Raw genomic sequence first — 16,483 nt, 5'->3', positions numbered from 1 at the left:
GGTTGGGGTAGAACACGGGATGTCCTGGAACCGAGCATTCGCGCGTCCCCGCGGCGCGCCGGAAGGTAGGAATCGTGTCAGATACGGTCAGGTGGGGCATCCTCGGCGCAGGGTCCATCGCCAAGAGGTTCGCCGCCTCCCTCGCGGGGGAGCCCCGGGGCACCCTCGTCGCGGCCAGCGGCCGCACCCCCGCCCACGTGGAGGCCTTCGCCTCCGAGTTCCGCTGCGACGCCTGCGCGGACCACGACGCCCTGCTCGCCCGCGACGACGTGGACGCCGTCTACGTAGCGCTGCCGGCGTCCATGCATGCCGAGTGGTCCGTCAAGGCCCTCGAGGCCGGCAAGGCGGTGCTCTGCGAGAAGCCCGCGGCCCTCACCGCGGCCGAGTTCTCCCGGGTGGCCCAGGCGGCCGTGGACCACGACCGCCTCTACGTAGAGGCCATGAAGCCGCGCTTCACCCCGCTCTACCAGAAGGTCCGCGGCCTCGTCGTCGACGGCCTCATCGGCGAGGTGGGGTCCGTGGCCTTCACCCTCAGGCGCACCATCGAGCACGGCGACGGCCACTGGTACAACGACCCCGTGGGCGGCGGCGCGGCCCTCGACCTCGGCATCTACGGCGCCGCCTGGGCCGACGAGTACGCCGGGGGCGCCATATCGGTCTCCGCGTGCTCCCACACCTACCGCGACGAGGTGGACCGCGCCGACCGCTGCGAGTTCACCCTGGGCGACGTGGCGTGCACGGTCGACGTCTCGGCCGACGCCGCCGACGACTCCCGCGTCACCATCTCCGGCAGCCTCGGCTCCATCGAGGTGCTGGAGGTCACCCGCCCGGAGCGCGCCGTGCTGCGCCGCGACGGCGCCGACGACGAGCTCGTCGAGTGCCCGCTGCCCGGCGACGACTTCTCGGCCGAGATCGCCTCGTTCACCGACTCCCTGCTCTCCGGCGCCCAGGAGAGCCCCGTCATGCCCCTGGCCGACTCCCTGCGCTGCGCCCGTATCGTGGACGCCATGGCGTCGGGCTACGACCGCTACGCCGTGGCCGAGGCCCTGGGCGCCGAGCTCGGCGAGGACTGCGTGGCCCTGGGCGAGCCCATGGCGGCCCACACGACCTTCCACCTGGGCGGCCCCGCCGACGTCTTCGTGACGCCGCGGGGCGCGGGCGGACTCGCCTCCTGCCTCCGTGTGCTCCGCGAGCACGGCGCGCCCCACCTCATCCTGGGCAAGGGCTCCGACCTGCTGGTCTCCGACGCCGGCTACCGCGGCGTCGTGGTGGACGTGACCCGCGGCCTCGACGACGTCTCCCACGACGGCTGCCGCGTCACATGCCAGGCCGGCGTCTCGCTCCCGGAGGCCTCCGAGATGGCGGCGGCCCTCTCCCTCACGGGCCTCGAGTTCGCCTGCGGCATCCCGGGCACCGTGGGTGGCGCCGTCTTCATGAACGCCGGCGCCTACGACGGCTGCATCGCCGACGTCCTCGAGTCGTGCGAGTGCGTGTTCCCCGACGGCCACACCGAGACCGTCGCCGCCGCCGACCTCGCCCTCGGCTACCGCACGAGCCGCGTGCGCACCGACGGCCTCACGGTGGTGTCGGCCACGTTCCTGCTCGCCCCCGGCAACGCGGACGCGATCCGCTCCAAGATGGACGACCTCACCGAGCGCCGCGCGTCCAAGCAGCCCCTCGAGCTCGGCAGCGCCGGCTCCACCTTCAAGCGCCCCGAGGGGCACTTCGCCGGCAAGCTCATCGGCGACGCCGGCCTCAAGGGCTACACCGTGGGCGGTGCAGCCGTGTCGGAGAAGCACGCGGGCTTCGTGGTGAACCTGGGCGGCGCCACCGCCGCCGACGTCGCCGCCGTCATCGCCCATGTGCGCGAGACCGTCCGCGAGCGCTTCGGCGTCGAACTCGAGCCCGAGGTGCGGTTCGTGGGACCCTTCTCGTCATGAGCGCCCCGGTCCCCGTCTCCACCTGGCACGAGCTGCGCGCCCTCGTGGCCGAGGGCGGCTGCGCCGCGGCGGCCCTCCCTGCGTCGGTCGTGGTCGACGGCCCCGTCCCCGTGGGCCCCGGCCGCAGCCTCGACGTCATGGGCTGCGCCACGTCGGTGCGCTTCGCGCCGGGCGTGTCGCAGATGTTCTCTGTGGCCGACGGGGGCCGCCTGCGCCTGGCCGGCTCGCTCCTCGTGACCCCGGGCGACAGCACCGCGCCCCTCCTCTCGGTGGACGGCGGCGGCCGCCTCGACCTCGACTGCGCCCTCCTGGCGAGACCCGGCGCTCCCGGGGCGCCGGCGCCGTCGTCGTGCCTGGTCGACTGCCACGGCACGGTCAACCTGGGCCCCTGCTCGGCCCTGGACGGCTGGGTCGTCGCACCCTCCGAGGCCGAGCCCTCCCCCTGCGCGCTCCGGGTCTCCGGCCAGGGGGCCGTGGCCCGCATGGGCGGCGGCCGCGTCTCCGGCTGCACGAGCCTCGGCACCGAGGCTGCGCCGGGCGCGGCCGTCCAGGTGCTCGACGGTGCCTGCCTCCTCATCGAGGCGGGGGCGGTCCAGGACAACTGCCGCCAGGAGGGCGACGGCGTCCTCTACGGCGGCGGCGTCTACGTGGACAAGGCCACCCTCTCCATGACCGGCGGCTCCGTCGAGGGCAACCGCGCCGTGCACGGGGCCGGCGTCTATTGCGTGGGCCGCGGCCTCGTGGAGGTCTCCGGAGGGCGCATAGCCAGCAACCGGGCCCTCCACCGCGGCGGCGGCGTCTACAGCACCGGCACCGTGATGCTCGAGGGCGGCGACGTGACCGACAACCGCGCGTCCTTCGGCGGCGGCGTCTTCAACGCCGGCACGCTCCACGAGCGCTCCGCCGTCGTCTCGGGCAACACCGCCGACTCCGGCGCCGGCGTCTACAACCGCGGCACCGCCTCCGTGGAGGGCGGCTCCATCGTGGGCAACGCCGCCGACGGCGTGCAGGGGTCGGGCGGGGGCGTCTACAACACCGGCAGGCTGGTCCTGGGCGAGGGCATCATCGCGGGCAACCGCGCCCTCTACACCGGCGGAGGCCTCTACAACACCCGCTCCGGCACCGTGGACATGGACGGCGCGGGCCTCTCCAACAACCGCGCCCTCTACGGCGGCGGCATCTACAACGCCCGGGGCCGGGTGGACATCGTCACCGGCGACATCGTGGACAACTGCGCCAACTCCACGCAGTTCGGCGGCGGCGGCATCTACAACACGGGCCTGCTCTCCTGCGACCGGGCCACCATCGTCCACAACGCCTCCCAGGGCATGGGCGGCGGCATCTACAACGTGGGCTCCGTGCGCCTGGGGGCCTCGGCCCTCTCCCACAACGCCGCCATGAACGGCGGCGCCCTCTACAACCGGGGCTCGGTGGAGGCGGAGCGCGCCATCATCGTCCACAACGCCGTGGACGGCATGGGCGGCGGCGTCGTGAACACGGGCTCGCTCGAGCTTGCGGGCGGCACCGTGGCCCACAACTCCGCGCGACGCGGCGGGGGCATCCTCAACGCCGGCACCGCGAGCGTGATGGGCGCCCTCGTGGGGCGCAACACCGCCGAGACGGCCAACGACTTCTACAACTACCTCGACGACGGGTCGCGGGGCACCTTCACCCTCGACGCCCCCGACGACCCCTCCCTGGCCGCCCTCGGCTGGTGCGAGGAGGGCGTGGCCGGCACGGCGTCGCGCTTCGTGCTCGACAGCGAGGAGCGCCGCCTCTCGGCCGCCCCGGTATGGGAGGTGCGGCTCCTGCCCGCCGACGGCTCGGACCCCGCCGTGACCCTGGTGGAGCCCGGCGCCACGCTCGACCGCCCCGACGACGGGGGCACGGACTGGGTGGACGACGCGACGGGGCTGCTCTGGGACTTCGGCAAGCCCGTGGAGCGCGACCTCACGCTTTTGGCCCTCGACCCCGACGTGAAGGGGGAGCTCGGCGGCGACGTGGAGGCCGCCGACGGGGAGGCCCCCCGGGCCGGGGACGCCGCCGACGGCCCCGAGGAACCCGACGACGCCCCGACCGCCCCCGGCACCGCGGCCCAGGCCGCGCCCGGGTCCCGCGGCGGGAGGGGCGGCGCCATCACCGGCGTCATCGTCATCGCGGCGACCGCCGCCGGGCGCATCTCGGGGCGCATGCGCCGACGCGGCAGGACAGGCGGCCCCAAAGAGGGGTAAGCTCGTGGCGTCAGTTTCAGGGCGGGGTGGAAGTCCCCACTGGCGGTAACCCCCGAGGGGGAAGCCCGCGAACCGCGTGCGCGCGGCCGACCCGGTGGGAGTCCGGGGCCAACGGTCACAGTCCGGATGAAAGAAACGGAGTCGCCATGCCTGCGCAGCAGAACCGTCCCTCCTCCCATACCACGTCCTCGTCCTCCGGCGGCTGGAACAGCCGGCGGGTGGCCGTCTCGGCGCTGTTCTGCGCCCTGGCCATCGTGGCGAGCTTCATCGAGATCCCCCTGTTCCCGCCGGCGCCCTACCTCAAGTACGACCCCTCCGGCATCGTGGGCCTCGTGGCGGGCCTGGCCTTCGGGCCGGCCGTGGGAAGCTGCGTCGCGGTGCTCCCCTGGGTGATCCACCTGTTCGTCGAGCCGTTCGGCGCCGTCATGGGCATGGCGTGCTCCCTCGCCGCCGTGCTCCCGGCGTCCCTCGTCTACCGCCGCCGCCACACCCGCGCGGGCGCCGCGGCCGGCCTCGCGCTGGGATCGGTCGTGGCCATAGTTGTGGCCGTGGCAGGCAACATCGTCATCACGCCCCTCTACAGCGGCGTGCCCGTGGACGCCGTCGTGGCGCTCATCGTGCCGGTGCTCCTGCCGTTCAACCTCATCAAGGTCGTGCTCAACGACGTCGTGTGCTGGCTGGCCTACAAGCCCGTCTCCGACATGGTGGGCCGGTAGCTGTGGCACCCGCCACCGGGCGCGGCCCCGCCTGCTCCCTCAGGGGCGTGCGCTTCTCCTACGACGGGGGCACCACCTGGGCCCTGGACGGCGTGGACCTCGACGTGGCCCTGGGCGAGCGCCTGTGCCTCCTGGGTGCCAACGGCTCCGGAAAATCCACCCTGGCCCGGCTCGTGGCAGCCATCAGCGCGCCCGACGAGGGCACGGTGGAGCTCATGGGCCTGACCTGCTTCTCCGACGGCCGCCCCGACGGCGCCTCCTACGCGGAGGCCCGCTCGCGCATCTCCATGGTGTTCCAGAACCCCGAGGACCAGATCGTGACCACCCGGGTGGCAGACGACGTGGCCTTCGGGCCCGAGAACCTCGGGTGGCCGCCCGCGCGCATCGGCGCCGCGGTGGCCCGGGAACTCGACCGCGTGGCCATGGCGGACCTCGCGGACGCGGACCCGACACGGCTCTCCGGCGGTCAGCAGCAGCGCGTGGCCATCGCCGGGGCCCTCGCCATGGAGCCCGACCTCCTCGTGCTCGACGAACCCGGCGCCCGCCTGGACGTGCGGGGGCGCCGGGGCGTGGCCCGGGTGCTCGACGGCCTCCGCGGCCGCACCGCCGTGGTCCACGTGACGCACTTCATGGAGGAGGCGGCCTCCGCCGACCGCGTGGTCGTGCTCGACCGCGGCCGCGTGGCCCTGGAGGGATCCCCCGACAAGGTGCTCGAGGACCCGTCCCTGGCAGGGCTCTCCCTCGAGGCCCCCTTCACGGTGCGGCTCGCCCGCGCCCTCGCGGAGCGCGGGCTGGACGTCCCGGCGACGCTCGACACCGGCCGGCTGGCCGACGCCGTGGTCCGGGAGGTGGGGAGATGAGCCTCGCCGCCAGGTCCCTCACCTACCGCTACCCCGACGCCCCCTTCCCCGCCGTGGACGGCGTCGACCTCGAGGCGCGCGACGGCCGGGTGACCTGCCTGCTCGGCGCCACCGGGTCGGGCAAGTCCACCCTCCTACGCGCCATGGCCGGCCTCGTGGCCCCCACCGCGGGCGAGGCCCTCGTGGACGGTGCGCCCACGTGGGTGCGCCGCGGCGTGCTGGGGCGCCCGCGGCGCCGGCCCGGCCTCCCCCGGGCCGTGGGCTACGTCATGCAGCGCCCCGAGCGCCAGCTCTTCGCGGCCACCGTCGCCGAGGACGCGGCCTTCGGGCCCCGGAACCTCGGCGCCACCGACGCGGAGGCCGCCGAGGCCGCCGAGGCCGCCCTCGGGCTCCTCGGCATCCGCCACCTGGCCTGCCGCTCGCCCTTCGAGCTCTCCGGCGGCCAGCAGCGCCTCGCCGCCATCGCCGGCGTCCTGGCCATGGACCCGGCCAACCTCGTGCTCGACGAGCCCATGGCCGCCCTCGACCCCGAGGGGCGCGCCATCGTGCGCGACGCCGTGGCCCACCTCGCCTCGCGGCGCGGGGCCGTGCTGCTCGTGACCCACGACATGGACGACGCCGCCTCGCTGGCGGCGTCTGTGGCCGTGCTCGACCGCGGGCGCGTGGCGCTTTCCGGCTCGCCGGCGGAGGTCTTCCCCCGGTCGGGCGAGCTCCGGCGCCTGGGTCTCGGCCTCCCGAGCGCCCTGGAGGCCGCGCATCTCCTCAGGGAGCGCCGCGGCGTCGACGTGGGCGAGCCGCTCACCCTCAACGCCCTGGCGGACGCCCTCGCAGGCCTCGCCCGCGGACCGAGAGAGGGGGCGTGACCTGTGGCGGCCTCCATCGGCCGGTACGTGCCCGGCTCCTCCCCGCTCCACCGCGCCGACCCGCGCGTCAAGACCCTGGTCGTGGCCGCCGTCATGGCCGCCACGTTCCTCGTGGCCACGCCGGCCCAGGCGCTCCTCGCCCTGGGCGCGTTCCTCGGCCTGTGCGCCACGGCTCGGACGTCGCCCCTCCGGTGCCTGCGCACCTGCCTGCCCGTGGTGGCGGCGCTCGTGCTCGTCTCGTGCCTCAACCTCCTGGTGACCCGCACGGGGCCCGTGGTGTGGTCCCTGGGGCCGCTCTCCGTCACGGAGGGGGGCCTCGACTGGGCGGCCCTCTACTCGGTGCGCCTGACGCTGCTCGTGCTCACGGGCTCGCTCCTGCTCTCCACCACCACGCCCACGGAGCTCACCGGCGCTTTCTCGAGCCTGCTCTCCCCGCTGGCCCGCCTCGGCGTGCCGGTGGGGCCCCTCGCCCTCGTGCTCTCCCTGGCCCTGCGCTTCGTCCCCACCATCGGCGACGAGCTCGATGGTGTCCGCGAGGCCCAGGAGGCCCGCGGCGGCGACCTCGGACGCGGCGGCCCCGTGCGGCGCGTGCGCGCCCTCGCGAGCGTGCTCGTCCCGGCCCTCACCGGGGCGCTCCGCCACGCCCAGGGGCTCTCCCTCGCCCTGGAGGCCCGCGGCTACGACCCGACACGCCCCCGCACCGTTTGGAGGCGGCCCAAGGTCCGTGGAGCCGACGTGGCCTTGGCGATCGCCTGCGCCGTCTACCTCGCCGTACTGCTGGCGGCAGGGCGAATCGGTTAGACGCCCCGGCATCCGTGGACTACACTGGGATGGTTTTGACCTTCAAAACCGACTGGAAAAATCCTCGCCCGTGGTACGACGTGCACGCAGATTGAACGGAGCCGCAATGTCGCAGACCATCCGAGAGGGACGCCCCGACGCCGCCCCCCGCGGGGTAGCCCCCGCCCCCCATACCCCCCTCCGCGGCCTCTCCCGCCGCGGCTTCCTCCGGGTCGCCTGCGGCCTCGGCCTCGCCGCCCTCGCGACCCCCGTCACCGGCGCCCTCGCCAGGCCGTCGGCCTCCCAGTCGACCCTCGACGCCCTCGCCGACGCCCAGGCCCAGCTCGACGCCGCCCAGGCCGAGCTCGACCGCCTCGGCGACGAGTACGAGCAGCTCGCCGCCCAGCTCTCCGAGACCATGGGCAAGATCGAGGACGTCAACGGCCAGATCGCCGACACCGAGGCGGAGATCGAGAAGAAGGAGAGGGAGCTCGAGGAGAAGAAGGAGCTCCTCGCCGCCCGCGTGAACGCCAACTACAAGGCAGGCGACACCAACTTCCTCGAGGTCCTCATGGCCTCCTCGAGCTTCGAGGAGCTCACGAGCAACATCTACTACATGAACAAGGTCACCCAGGCAGACGTCGCCCTCATCGACGAGGTGACCACGGCCAAGCGGGCCCTCGACAACACCAAGGCCCAGCTGGAGGCCCAGAAGGCCCAGCTGGAGGACCTCAAGACCTCCCAGGCCTCCGACCTCGAGGCCATGCAGGCCAAGCAGGTGGAGACACAGAACATGCTCGCGAGCCTCTCCTCCGAGGTCCAAGGGCTCATGGCCCAGCGCGACGCCGAGATCATGGCGTCGGCCAAGGCCGAGCAGGAGGAGCGCGAGCGCGCCGAGGCCGCCCGCGCAGCCTCCGCCTCCCAGGCGGCCAGCGCCTCGGCGGCCCTCGCCGGCTCGGGCGGCTCCGCCTCCGGCAAGGGCGCGGCCATCGTGGCCGCCTGCGGGCGCGTGCCCTCGCCGGGCGCCGGCTACTGCGCCATGTGGGTGAGCCAGGTCTACCAGGCGGCGGGCTGCGGCTACCCCGGTGGCAACGCCGTGGACCAGTACTACTCGTTCTGCACGAGCTCCAACCGTTCTGCCATCCAACCCGGCATGCTCGTGGCAGTGCCGTCCCACCCCCACACCGCGGCGGGCCGCATCTACGGCCACGTGGGCATCTACGTGGGAGGCGGCATGGTTATGGACAACATCGGCTACATCCGCACGATCAACCTTGACTCCTGGATCTCCTACTACCAGTCCGGCGGTGTGACCGCCCGTTGGGGCTTCGCGTAGGACCGAGGCGTCCCGCGGCCTTCCTCTGCGTCAAGCGGGTAGCATCTCTGATGTAAGGCACATCGTCAGAAGGAAGGTTCGTCATGGCCAAAGTCGCCGTCATCGGATGCACCCACGCCGGTGTGTTCGCCACCGTCTCCATCCTCAAGGCCCATCCCGACTGGGAGGTCCACGTCTTCGAGCGCAACGACACCGTGTCGTTCCTCTCGTGCGGCATCGCCCTTTGGGTGGGCGACCACGTGAGCGACCCCAATCGGATGTTCTACAGCTCCCCCGCCGCCCTCGCCGACGCCGGCGCCCATGTGCACATGCACACCGACGTCGTCAGCGCCGACGCCGCCACCAAGCACGTGGAGTGGACCGACCTCCAGACCGACGAGAAGGGCGCCTGCGACTTCGACTACCTCGTGGTCACCACCGGCTCCAAGCCCGTTTTGCCGCCCATCCCCGGCATCGACGGCGGCCGCGTGCTCCACTGCAAGAACTGGGACGACGCCCTGCGCGTCAAGGAGCTCTGCGGCGACGCCGACTCCGTTGCCGTGATCGGTGCCGGCTACATCGGCTCCGAGCTCGCCGATCAGCTCTCCGAGGCCGGCAAGCGCGTGGTCCTCGTAGACGCGCTGCCCCGCGTCCTGGCCAAGAACTTCGACGCCGACGTGACCGACCAGATGGAGCGCGCCTTTGCCGACCACGGCGTCGAGCTCGCCCTGGGCGAGAAGGTCGTGGCCTTCGAGTCGAGCGACAGCGCCGTCACCGTCACCACCGACAAGGGCGCCTATACCGCCGACTACGCCATCCTCGGCCTGGGCTTTTTACCCCGCACCGACCTCTTCGACGGGCAGCTCGACATGATGCCCAACGGCGCCATCCGCGTGGACGAGTACCTGCGCACCTCCGTGCCGGGCGTCTTCGCGGCCGGCGACGCCGCGTCCATCCTCTTCAACCCCACGGGCAAGGAGGACTACATCCCGCTGGCCACCAACGCCGTGCGCCAGGCCTCGCTCGTCGGCGCCAACATCGTCGAGCCCACGATCGCCTACGCCGGCACCCAGGCCACCTCGGCCGTCCAGCTCTACGAGTACAGCCTCGCCGCCACGGGCCTTACCGTGGAGGGCGGCGCCGTGCGCGGCCTCTCCCTCGAGAGCACCACGGTGACTGAAAACTACCGCCCCGACTTCATGCTCACCACGGCGCCGGTGACTGCCACTTTGGTCTTCGACCCCGAGACGCGCCAGGTCAAGGGCGCCCAGTTCTTCTCCACTGAGCCCGACGTGGCCCAGGCCGCCAACGCCGTGTCCATCGCCATTGCCAACAAGATGACGGTGGAGCAGCTGGCCCAGGTGGACCTGCTCTTCCAGCCCAACTTCTCCAACCCCGTCAACTACATCGGGTCGGTGTCCATGAAGGCGGCAGGCCTCGTGTAGAGCGCTCACCCATACGGTTTTCTCCCGCAAATGGGCCGGTCTCCATTCGGAGGCCGGCCCATTGGCCTTATGGTGGGGTGCACGTTCAAGTCTCTTGTTGCGAGGAGAACCATGGATTCCAAGAAGCCTGAGGACACCTGCGTCCTCGTCACCGGAGGCGCCGGCTTCATCGGCAGCCACACCGTCGTCGACCTGCTCGAGAACGGCTACCACGTCGTGATCGTGGACGACCTCTCCAACTCCAGCCCCCGCGTCCTCGACCGCATCCACCGGATCGTGGGCGACGAGGCCTTCTCCCGCTGCACCTTCCACGAGGTGGACATCTGCGACCGCGCCGCCCTCGAGGAGGTCTTCGCGCGCCACGACGTCGACCGCGTGATCCACTTCGCCGGCTTCAAGGCCGTCGGCGAGTCCGTCGAGAAGCCGCTCGAGTACTACAGCAACAACATCGGCGGCACCCTCACCCTCTGCGAGGTCATGCGCGAGGCCGGCTGCAAGGCCATCATCTTCTCCAGCTCGGCCACCGTCTACGGCGACCCCGACGCCCTGCCCCTCACCGAGGACTCCCCCAAGAAGCCGGCCACCAACCCCTACGGCTGGACCAAGTGGATGATCGAGCAGGTCCTCACCGACCTCACCGTGGCCGACCCCGAGTGGGACGTCGTGCTGCTCCGCTACTTCAACCCCATCGGCGCCCACCCCTCCGGCCTCATCGGCGAGGACCCCAAGGGCATCCCCAACAACCTCGTGCCCTACGTGGCCCAGACCGCTGTGGGCAAACGCGAGGCCGTCCATGTCTTCGGCGACGACTACCCCACCCCCGACGGCACCGGCGTGCGCGACTACATCCACGTGTGCGACCTGGCCGCCGGCCATGTGGCCGCCCTCGCCTGGATGAACGGGCGATGCGGCGTCGAGGTGTTCAACCTGGGCACCGGCGTGGGCTCCTCTGTGCTCGACGTCGTCAAGTGCTTCTCCGAGGCCTGCGGCCACGAGATCCCCTACGTCGTGGAGGCCCGCCGCGCCGGCGACGTCGCCGAGAACTACGCCGACTGCGCCAAGGCCGGGCGCGAGATGGGCTGGAAGGCCCGCTACGACCTCGCCGACATGTGCCGCGACTCCTGGAACTGGCAGTCCAAGAACCCCGACGGGCTCGGTGCCTGACGTGGCGCCCGCCTCCCCGTCCGCGGCCGTGCCCCAGGCGTTCCCCGACTACGTGGCCGCGCGCCGCGACGCCGTGGACGCCGAGCTCGCGGCCGCCTACGCGCTCGTCCCCACCGACGACCTGCGCCGCTACCTCTACCGCCCCCTCCAGGACTTCTCGGCCCACGGCGGCAAGCGCATCCGTCCGGCCCTCGTGCTCATGGGCTGCGCCGTCACCGGCGGCGACGAGTCGGCGGCCATGCCCGTGGCGGCGGCCGTGGAGCACTTCCAGAGCGCGGCGCTCATCCACGACGACATCGCCGACGAGTCCGAGACCCGCCGCGGTGTCCCCTGCCTGCACCGCTCCGAAGGGGATGGGCTGGCGATCAACGCCGGCGACCTCTCCCTCGTGGAGAGCTTCGCCTGCGTGGCCGACGACACGCGCGTGCCCGCCGCCTGCCGCCACGCCGTCATGGTGGAGCTCTGCGAGATGATGATGCGCACCGTCGAGGGCCAGGCCCTCGACCTCGGCTGGGCCCGCGACGGCCGCTGGGACGTGACCTGCGAGGACTACCTGGCCATGGCCACCCTCAAGACGGCGCACTACTCGGCCGCCTCGCCGCTGGCCCTGGGCGCCATGGTGGCCGGGGCCCCGTCGGCCCAGGTGGACGCCCTGCGCTCCTTCGGCCTCGACGCCGGGCTCGCCTTCCAGATCCAAGACGACGTCCTCAACGTCGTCGGCGACCCCGCCGCCCAGGGAAAGGACTTCCGGAGCGACATCACCGAGGGCAAGCGCACCCTCATGGTCTGCTGGGCCCTGGGGCACGGCACGGCCGAGCAGGCCTCCGAGCTCCGGCGGATCCTCGAGTCGGGCACGTCCGACCCCGCAGGTCTCTCACGCGCCGTCTCCATCCTCGAGGCCACCGGCGCCGTGGACCACGCCCGCGCCTATGCCGCGGACCTCGCGGACCGCGCCGCCACGCGCCTCGAGGACGCGGGGCTCGTGCCCGGCGAGGCCCTCGACGCCCTCCTGGCCATGCCCTCGTTCTTCGTCTCCCGCACCGCCTGACACCGCCCGGCCCGCCCGGGCACCGCACCACGCACCACCTGTACAAAAAGGAGCACCATGGATCCAATCAAGGAAGGGATGGACGGCATCGCCGTGGAGGACGTGCAGGACCGTCTCGTCTCCCTCGGCTACGCCATCGCCCCCGACGAGCGCGATGCCGAGCGCTTCGGCCCCTCCACCGCCGAGGCGGTCCTGGCCTTCCGCCGTGCCCACGGCCTCGAGGCCGGGCGCGACGTCGACGCCACCATGTGGTCGTCCCTCGTGGACGAGGGTTACCACATGGGCGACCGCACCCTCTACCTGCGCCTGCCCAACTTCAAGGGCAACGACGTCCGCACCATGCAGAACGCGCTGTCCATCCTCGGCTTCTCCTGCGGGGAGATCGACGGCTGCTTCGGCGCCCACACCGAGGCGGCTGTCAAGCAGTTCCAGGACAACGTGGGCATGCTGGCCGACGGCATGTGCTTCCAGGACACGTTCCAGGCCATCTGGCGCCTCTACCACGTGTGGGGCGGCAAGGAGGCCCAGGGGCCGGTGCCCCAGGCGGGCATCGGCTTCGCCCGGGCGGCCTCCGTGCTCGAGGACAACGACCTGGCCCTGTTCGCCGACGGGCCCATCGCCCGCACGGTGGCCGGCCGCATCTGGAACCTCGCGAGCGCCACGAGCGAGGACTCCGGCCTCGCCCTCTACAACAGCCTCGACGAGGTGCCCGGGGATGTGACCGCCATCCTCGAGCTCGTCTGCGACGACCCGGAGGCCCAGCCGGGCGTGACCTCCGTGCACGTGGACCGCTGCGGCGACGACCTCCCGCGGCGCCTGCGCACCTCCCTGGCCGCCAGCCGGCACCGCCCGCCCTACGTGCGCATCCAGCTGCCGGCCGACGCCAACGAGTACGACGGCAGCTTCACGAGCAACCGCGCCCAGATGATCGCGAGCGTGATCCTGGACGCTGTCTGCGCGGCCTTCGAAGAGGCGTAGAGAACCCGGCATCGGGAGAAAAAGGCGGGACCCCCTCCCCTTCCGGGGCGGGGGTCCCGCCTCTCTTATCGGCCCGACCCGGGCTACCGGACGAGGGCGACGACCCGCTCCCCTGCCCTGACAGGGCCCGGGGCCACCGGCGTGACGGCGCCGTACTCGGCGGAGTTGGAGACGAGCACCATCACCTCGTCGGGATGGCCGGCCGCCGCGATGGCGTCGGGGTCGAACCCCAGCAGCGGCTGCCCCGCCCTCACGGCATCGCCCTGGGAGACGTAGGCCGTGAAGCCCTCCCCCTCCATGGCCACGGTGTCCACGCCCACATGCACGAGGACCTCCGTGCCGTCTGCCGTCTCGAGCCCGACGGCGTGGCCGGAGCCCACCAGGGCGGCCACAGTGCCGTCCACGGGCGAGAAGACCGTCCGCCCGCTCGGCCTCACGGCGAGCCCCTGCCCCAGGAGCCCCTGGGAGAACGCGTCGTCGGGGACGTCCGCGAGAGCGACCGCCTCACCGTCGACCGGCGAGAGCACAGTCAGGGGCTCCCAGTGGCACGGCACCGCGTCGGGCCTCGCCGGCCCTTTCTTGAACCTGTCAAAGAGACCCATGGCCTCTCCTCTCTGAAAAATGGGGTGCCCGCCCTGCGGGACGGGCACCCGGACGGTCGCTACACCAGCTTCTCGTCCTTCTTGCAGAAGGCGTACCCGAGCACCGCCCCGAGCACGGTGGAGATGCCGAGGCCGATCATGGCGTTCACGAAGTTCATCATGTCGGCCGAGATGAAGGCGGGGAAGGTCACCACGGAGCCGAACACGAAGGCGGTGGTGTGCACCTGCAGGAGGCCGAGGACCGCGCCGCCCACGGCGCCCGCGACTATCTGGGCCAGGAAGAGGCGCTTGTTCTTCACAAGCAGGCCGAAGAGCGTGGGCTCGATGATGGCGGAGAGCACGATGGTGATCACGCCGGTGAGGGAAAACTCTTCACGTCGCGGTCCTTGGCCTTGAGGAAGACGCCGAGGGCGACGCCGATGACGGCGAAGTTGCAGGCGAAGGTCATGGGGCAGATGTAGTCCATGCCATTCTGCGCGATGTTGTTGATCATGATGGGGTTCACGGCCCAGTGCATGCCCACGGAGACGAGCACCGACCAGCCGCCGCCCACCACGGCGCCGGCGACCATGCCGGACACACCGAGGAGCCAGTTGACGCCCGCGGCGATGACCTCGCCGCCGTACACGCCGATGGGGCCGATCACGATCATGGTCAGGGGGACCATCACGACGAGCGACACGAGGGGCGTGACGACGAGCTGCAGGTCCTCCGGCACCTTGGAGTCGAGAAGCTTGAAGAGGTGGCTGTAGACCCAGATGGCCAGGATGATGGGGATGACGGTGGAGCTGTAGTTCATGAGCACGACGGGGATGCCGAAGAAGTCGCCCATGGCGCCGTTGCCCACGTCGCCCATGAGGCCCAGGAAGTCCGGGTAGATGAGGGCCGCGCCGATGAGGGCCGAGATGTAGGGGTTGGCGCCGAAGCGCTTGGCCGCGCTCACGGCGAGGAGCACAGGGAGGAAGTAGAACACGGCCATCGACGCGGAGTAGAGGATCGTGTAGGTGCTCGAGCCCTCCGCGATCCACCCCAGCTGGGTGCACAGGATCAGGAGGCCGCGGAGCACGCCGGAGCCGGCCAGGGGGGCCAGAAGCGGCGAGAAGATCGCCGAGATGGCGCTGAACACATTGGTGACGGGGCTGCCGCCCTCGTCGACGGCCGCGGCCGTCTCGGCGGCGCCGCCCGTCACCAGCGGCTGGAACCGCTCGTAGAGCTTGGGCACGTTGATGCCCACGAGGATCTGGTACTGGCCCGACCCGTGGGCCACGTTGGGGATGCCGTCGAGGGCGCGGATGGCGTCGTCGTCGGCCAAGGACTCGTCCTTGAGGATGAGGCGCAGGCGCGTGGCGCAGTGGGAGACGTTCGCGACGTTCTCGGGGCCGCCGACGTACTCGAGGATCCTCTCGGCCGTCACTTTGTAGTCCATCGTGGTTTCCTCTCTCCGTTTCTCCGGGGCTCACTTCATGAAGGCGTCGAGCACGAGGCGGCTCACGCCCACGCCGTCGTTGGCGTCCACGGCGGCCTGGATGCGGTCGAGGCCCAGGCGGTCGATGGTCTCGTCGATGCGGCGCACCATGGCGACGTTGGCCGCGCACTCGGCGGCCGCGCGCTCGCGCTTGGGGAAGGTGTCGAAGTAGACGGCGTGGTCGAAGCCGTGCTTCTTCACGTAGTAGAGGAACTCGAGGGTCTGGGGCAGGGTGACGGTGCCCACCATGAGGCCGTCGTCGAAGCGCCCGTAGCCGTCGTTGAGGTGGACGCCGAAGAGGCGCCCCCTGGAGCCGAGGATGTCGGCGCCGTACGCGGGGTTGTCATGCTTCATGAGCATGTGGCAGTAGTCGAGGGTGGCGCCGATGTTGGGGCGGTCGATCTCGTCGATCATGGCGAGCACGAGCCCGAAGCTGTCGATGAAGGCGAAGGAGCGCTCCTCGAAGGGCTTGTACTCGATGGAGAAGAGCACGTCGGGGGCGTAGTCGCAGAGCTCGCGGAAGGCCGAGGCGACGGCGTCCCACATGCGGCGGTAGTCGGCCTGGAAGGGGTAGTCGAAGCCGTCGAAGCCCAGCCAGAGGGTGACCACCCTGCCGCCGATGGCACGGCAGTAGTCGGTGCCCTCCTTGGCGAGGGCGAGGGCGTCGGCGGCGACCGCGGGGTCGGCGTTGCCGAACTCGCCGTTGAGGAAGTGCCTGCGGAAGCGCACGGCGACGCCGTTGGCCTCGAGCCCGTTGGCGTCGAGCATGGCCTTGAGGTCGGCCGCGAGCAGGCCCTCCACGTGCTCGGGATAGTTGAAGTCGCAGTGGGTGAGGCCGAGCCCCGAGAACTCCTGGAGCACGGAGGCGAGGTCGCCGTCCGCCTCCGAGAGGAACGAGTTGATGCGGGTGGCCAGTTTCATGGGGCGTCTCCTTCTCTTCCGTCAATTCCTGTCAACCACGTTCATTTGCAGTCGTTGAGAAGGACTATACCGTCACAAACTGTCACTCAGAGTTGGAAACTATCATTTCCTGTCACTTAGGGTCATTCCATGGGATGAACGGTAGGTAATCTCCC

Annotated in this window: 15 protein-coding genes and 1 riboswitch; of the genes, 11 read left to right on the top strand and 4 right to left on the bottom strand. The window is 71.6% G+C overall.

Annotation, left to right across the window (positions count from 1 at the left end; genetic code table 11):
- Positions 1-74 precede the first annotated feature (74 nt).
- From murB to OR600_RS02695, 11 genes are all read left to right on the top strand, one after another.
- A complete protein-coding gene (murB, locus tag OR600_RS09920; RefSeq protein ID WP_309295235.1) occupies positions 75-1,940 on the top strand; it encodes a UDP-N-acetylmuramate dehydrogenase in 1,866 nt (621 codons plus the stop codon).
- Positions 1,937-4,171, top strand: a complete 2,235-nt coding sequence (locus tag OR600_RS02740) for a hypothetical protein (protein ID WP_265590608.1) — start codon at positions 1,937-1,939, stop codon at positions 4,169-4,171. Before murB ends, OR600_RS02740 begins: the two co-directional genes overlap by 4 nt.
- Before the next feature lie 8 nt (positions 4,172-4,179).
- Positions 4,180-4,313: riboswitch (FMN riboswitch) on the top strand.
- 4 nt (positions 4,314-4,317) lie between these two features.
- On the top strand, positions 4,318-4,887 hold the full coding sequence (locus OR600_RS02735) for an ECF transporter S component (protein ID WP_265590607.1): 570 nt from the start codon (positions 4,318-4,320) through the stop codon (positions 4,885-4,887).
- Between the two features lie 2 nt (positions 4,888-4,889).
- On the top strand, positions 4,890-5,747 hold the full coding sequence (locus OR600_RS02730; protein WP_265590606.1) for an ATP-binding cassette domain-containing protein: 858 nt from the start codon (positions 4,890-4,892) through the stop codon (positions 5,745-5,747).
- Entirely contained in the window at positions 5,744-6,610 is an 867-nt protein-coding gene (locus tag OR600_RS02725; RefSeq protein WP_265590605.1) for an energy-coupling factor ABC transporter ATP-binding protein, read from the top strand. Before OR600_RS02730 ends, OR600_RS02725 begins: the two co-directional genes overlap by 4 nt.
- A 3-nt stretch (positions 6,611-6,613) precedes the next feature.
- On the top strand, positions 6,614-7,411 hold the full coding sequence (locus OR600_RS02720; RefSeq protein ID WP_204407854.1) for an energy-coupling factor transporter transmembrane component T family protein: 798 nt from the start codon (positions 6,614-6,616) through the stop codon (positions 7,409-7,411).
- Between the two features lie 106 nt (positions 7,412-7,517).
- Positions 7,518-8,726 carry a coiled-coil domain-containing protein gene (locus tag OR600_RS02715; RefSeq protein WP_265590604.1) on the top strand — a complete coding sequence of 403 codons (1,209 nt, stop codon included), beginning with the start codon at positions 7,518-7,520 and terminating at the stop codon, positions 8,724-8,726.
- Between the two features lie 83 nt (positions 8,727-8,809).
- Positions 8,810-10,150 (top strand): FAD-dependent oxidoreductase, encoded by a 1,341-nt coding sequence (locus OR600_RS02710; RefSeq protein WP_265590603.1) that lies wholly within the window; start codon positions 8,810-8,812, stop codon positions 10,148-10,150.
- Positions 10,151-10,261: 111 nt separating this feature from the next.
- The gene (gene galE / locus OR600_RS02705) at positions 10,262-11,314 is read left to right on the top strand and encodes a UDP-glucose 4-epimerase GalE (RefSeq protein ID WP_135978697.1); all 1,053 of its coding nucleotides are present in this window, start codon (positions 10,262-10,264) and stop codon (positions 11,312-11,314) included.
- A 1-nt stretch (position 11,315) separates the two neighbouring features.
- Positions 11,316-12,362, top strand: coding sequence for a polyprenyl synthetase family protein (locus OR600_RS02700; RefSeq protein ID WP_135978730.1), 1,047 nt, complete (start codon positions 11,316-11,318; stop codon positions 12,360-12,362).
- A gap of 57 nt (positions 12,363-12,419) precedes the next feature.
- Positions 12,420-13,340 (top strand): peptidoglycan-binding domain-containing protein, encoded by a 921-nt coding sequence (locus tag OR600_RS02695; protein WP_204407023.1) that lies wholly within the window; start codon positions 12,420-12,422, stop codon positions 13,338-13,340.
- Between the two features lie 83 nt (positions 13,341-13,423).
- On the opposite strand, the gene OR600_RS02690 is transcribed toward OR600_RS02695, so the two are convergent.
- The 4 genes from OR600_RS02690 to OR600_RS02675 are packed head-to-tail and all read right to left on the bottom strand — an operon-like array spanning position 13,424 to position 16,328.
- Positions 13,424-13,942: a PTS sugar transporter subunit IIA gene (locus tag OR600_RS02690; RefSeq protein WP_135978699.1), complete on the bottom strand. Its 519-nt coding sequence runs from the start codon at positions 13,940-13,942 to the stop codon at positions 13,424-13,426.
- Positions 13,943-14,001: 59 nt separating this feature from the next.
- Positions 14,002-14,295: a PTS sugar transporter subunit IIABC family protein gene (locus OR600_RS02685; protein ID WP_265590601.1), complete on the bottom strand. Its 294-nt coding sequence runs from the start codon at positions 14,293-14,295 to the stop codon at positions 14,002-14,004.
- The gene (locus tag OR600_RS02680) at positions 14,292-15,368 is read right to left on the bottom strand and encodes a PTS transporter subunit EIIC (protein ID WP_265590600.1); all 1,077 of its coding nucleotides are present in this window, start codon (positions 15,366-15,368) and stop codon (positions 14,292-14,294) included. The genes OR600_RS02685 and OR600_RS02680 overlap by 4 nt, the downstream gene beginning before the upstream one ends.
- Positions 15,369-15,398: 30 nt before the next feature.
- On the bottom strand, positions 15,399-16,328 hold the full coding sequence (locus OR600_RS02675) for a sugar phosphate isomerase/epimerase family protein (protein WP_204407025.1): 930 nt from the start codon (positions 16,326-16,328) through the stop codon (positions 15,399-15,401).
- Positions 16,329-16,483: the final 155 nt, after the last annotated feature.

This window comes from Granulimonas faecalis (assembly GCF_022834715.1).
GTDB lineage: Bacteria > Actinomycetota > Coriobacteriia > Coriobacteriales > Atopobiaceae > Granulimonas > Granulimonas faecalis.
Note: the sequence above shows the minus strand (reverse complement) of the source record. Positions and strands in the feature narration are given on the sequence as shown.

Bases quoted from the DNA above. Each gene is read 5' to 3' on its own strand.
- OR600_RS02740 (WP_265590608.1), top strand. From the start codon at position 1,937: ATGAGCGCCCCGGTCCCCGTCTCCACCTGGCACGAGCTGCGCGCCCTC.
- OR600_RS02735 (WP_265590607.1), top strand. From the start codon at position 4,318: ATGCCTGCGCAGCAGAACCGTCCCTCCTCCCATACCACGTCCTCGTCC.
- OR600_RS02725 (WP_265590605.1), top strand. From the start codon at position 5,744: ATGAGCCTCGCCGCCAGGTCCCTCACCTACCGCTACCCCGACGCCCCC.
- OR600_RS02715 (WP_265590604.1), top strand. From the start codon at position 7,518: ATGTCGCAGACCATCCGAGAGGGACGCCCCGACGCCGCCCCCCGCGGG.
- OR600_RS02710 (WP_265590603.1), top strand. From the start codon at position 8,810: ATGGCCAAAGTCGCCGTCATCGGATGCACCCACGCCGGTGTGTTCGCC.
- galE (WP_135978697.1), top strand. From the start codon at position 10,262: ATGGATTCCAAGAAGCCTGAGGACACCTGCGTCCTCGTCACCGGAGGC.
- OR600_RS02695 (WP_204407023.1), top strand. From the start codon at position 12,420: ATGGATCCAATCAAGGAAGGGATGGACGGCATCGCCGTGGAGGACGTG.
- OR600_RS02690 (WP_135978699.1), bottom strand. From the start codon at position 13,942: ATGGGTCTCTTTGACAGGTTCAAGAAAGGGCCGGCGAGGCCCGACGCG.
- OR600_RS02680 (WP_265590600.1), bottom strand. From the start codon at position 15,368: ATGGACTACAAAGTGACGGCCGAGAGGATCCTCGAGTACGTCGGCGGC.
- OR600_RS02675 (WP_204407025.1), bottom strand. From the start codon at position 16,328: ATGAAACTGGCCACCCGCATCAACTCGTTCCTCTCGGAGGCGGACGGC.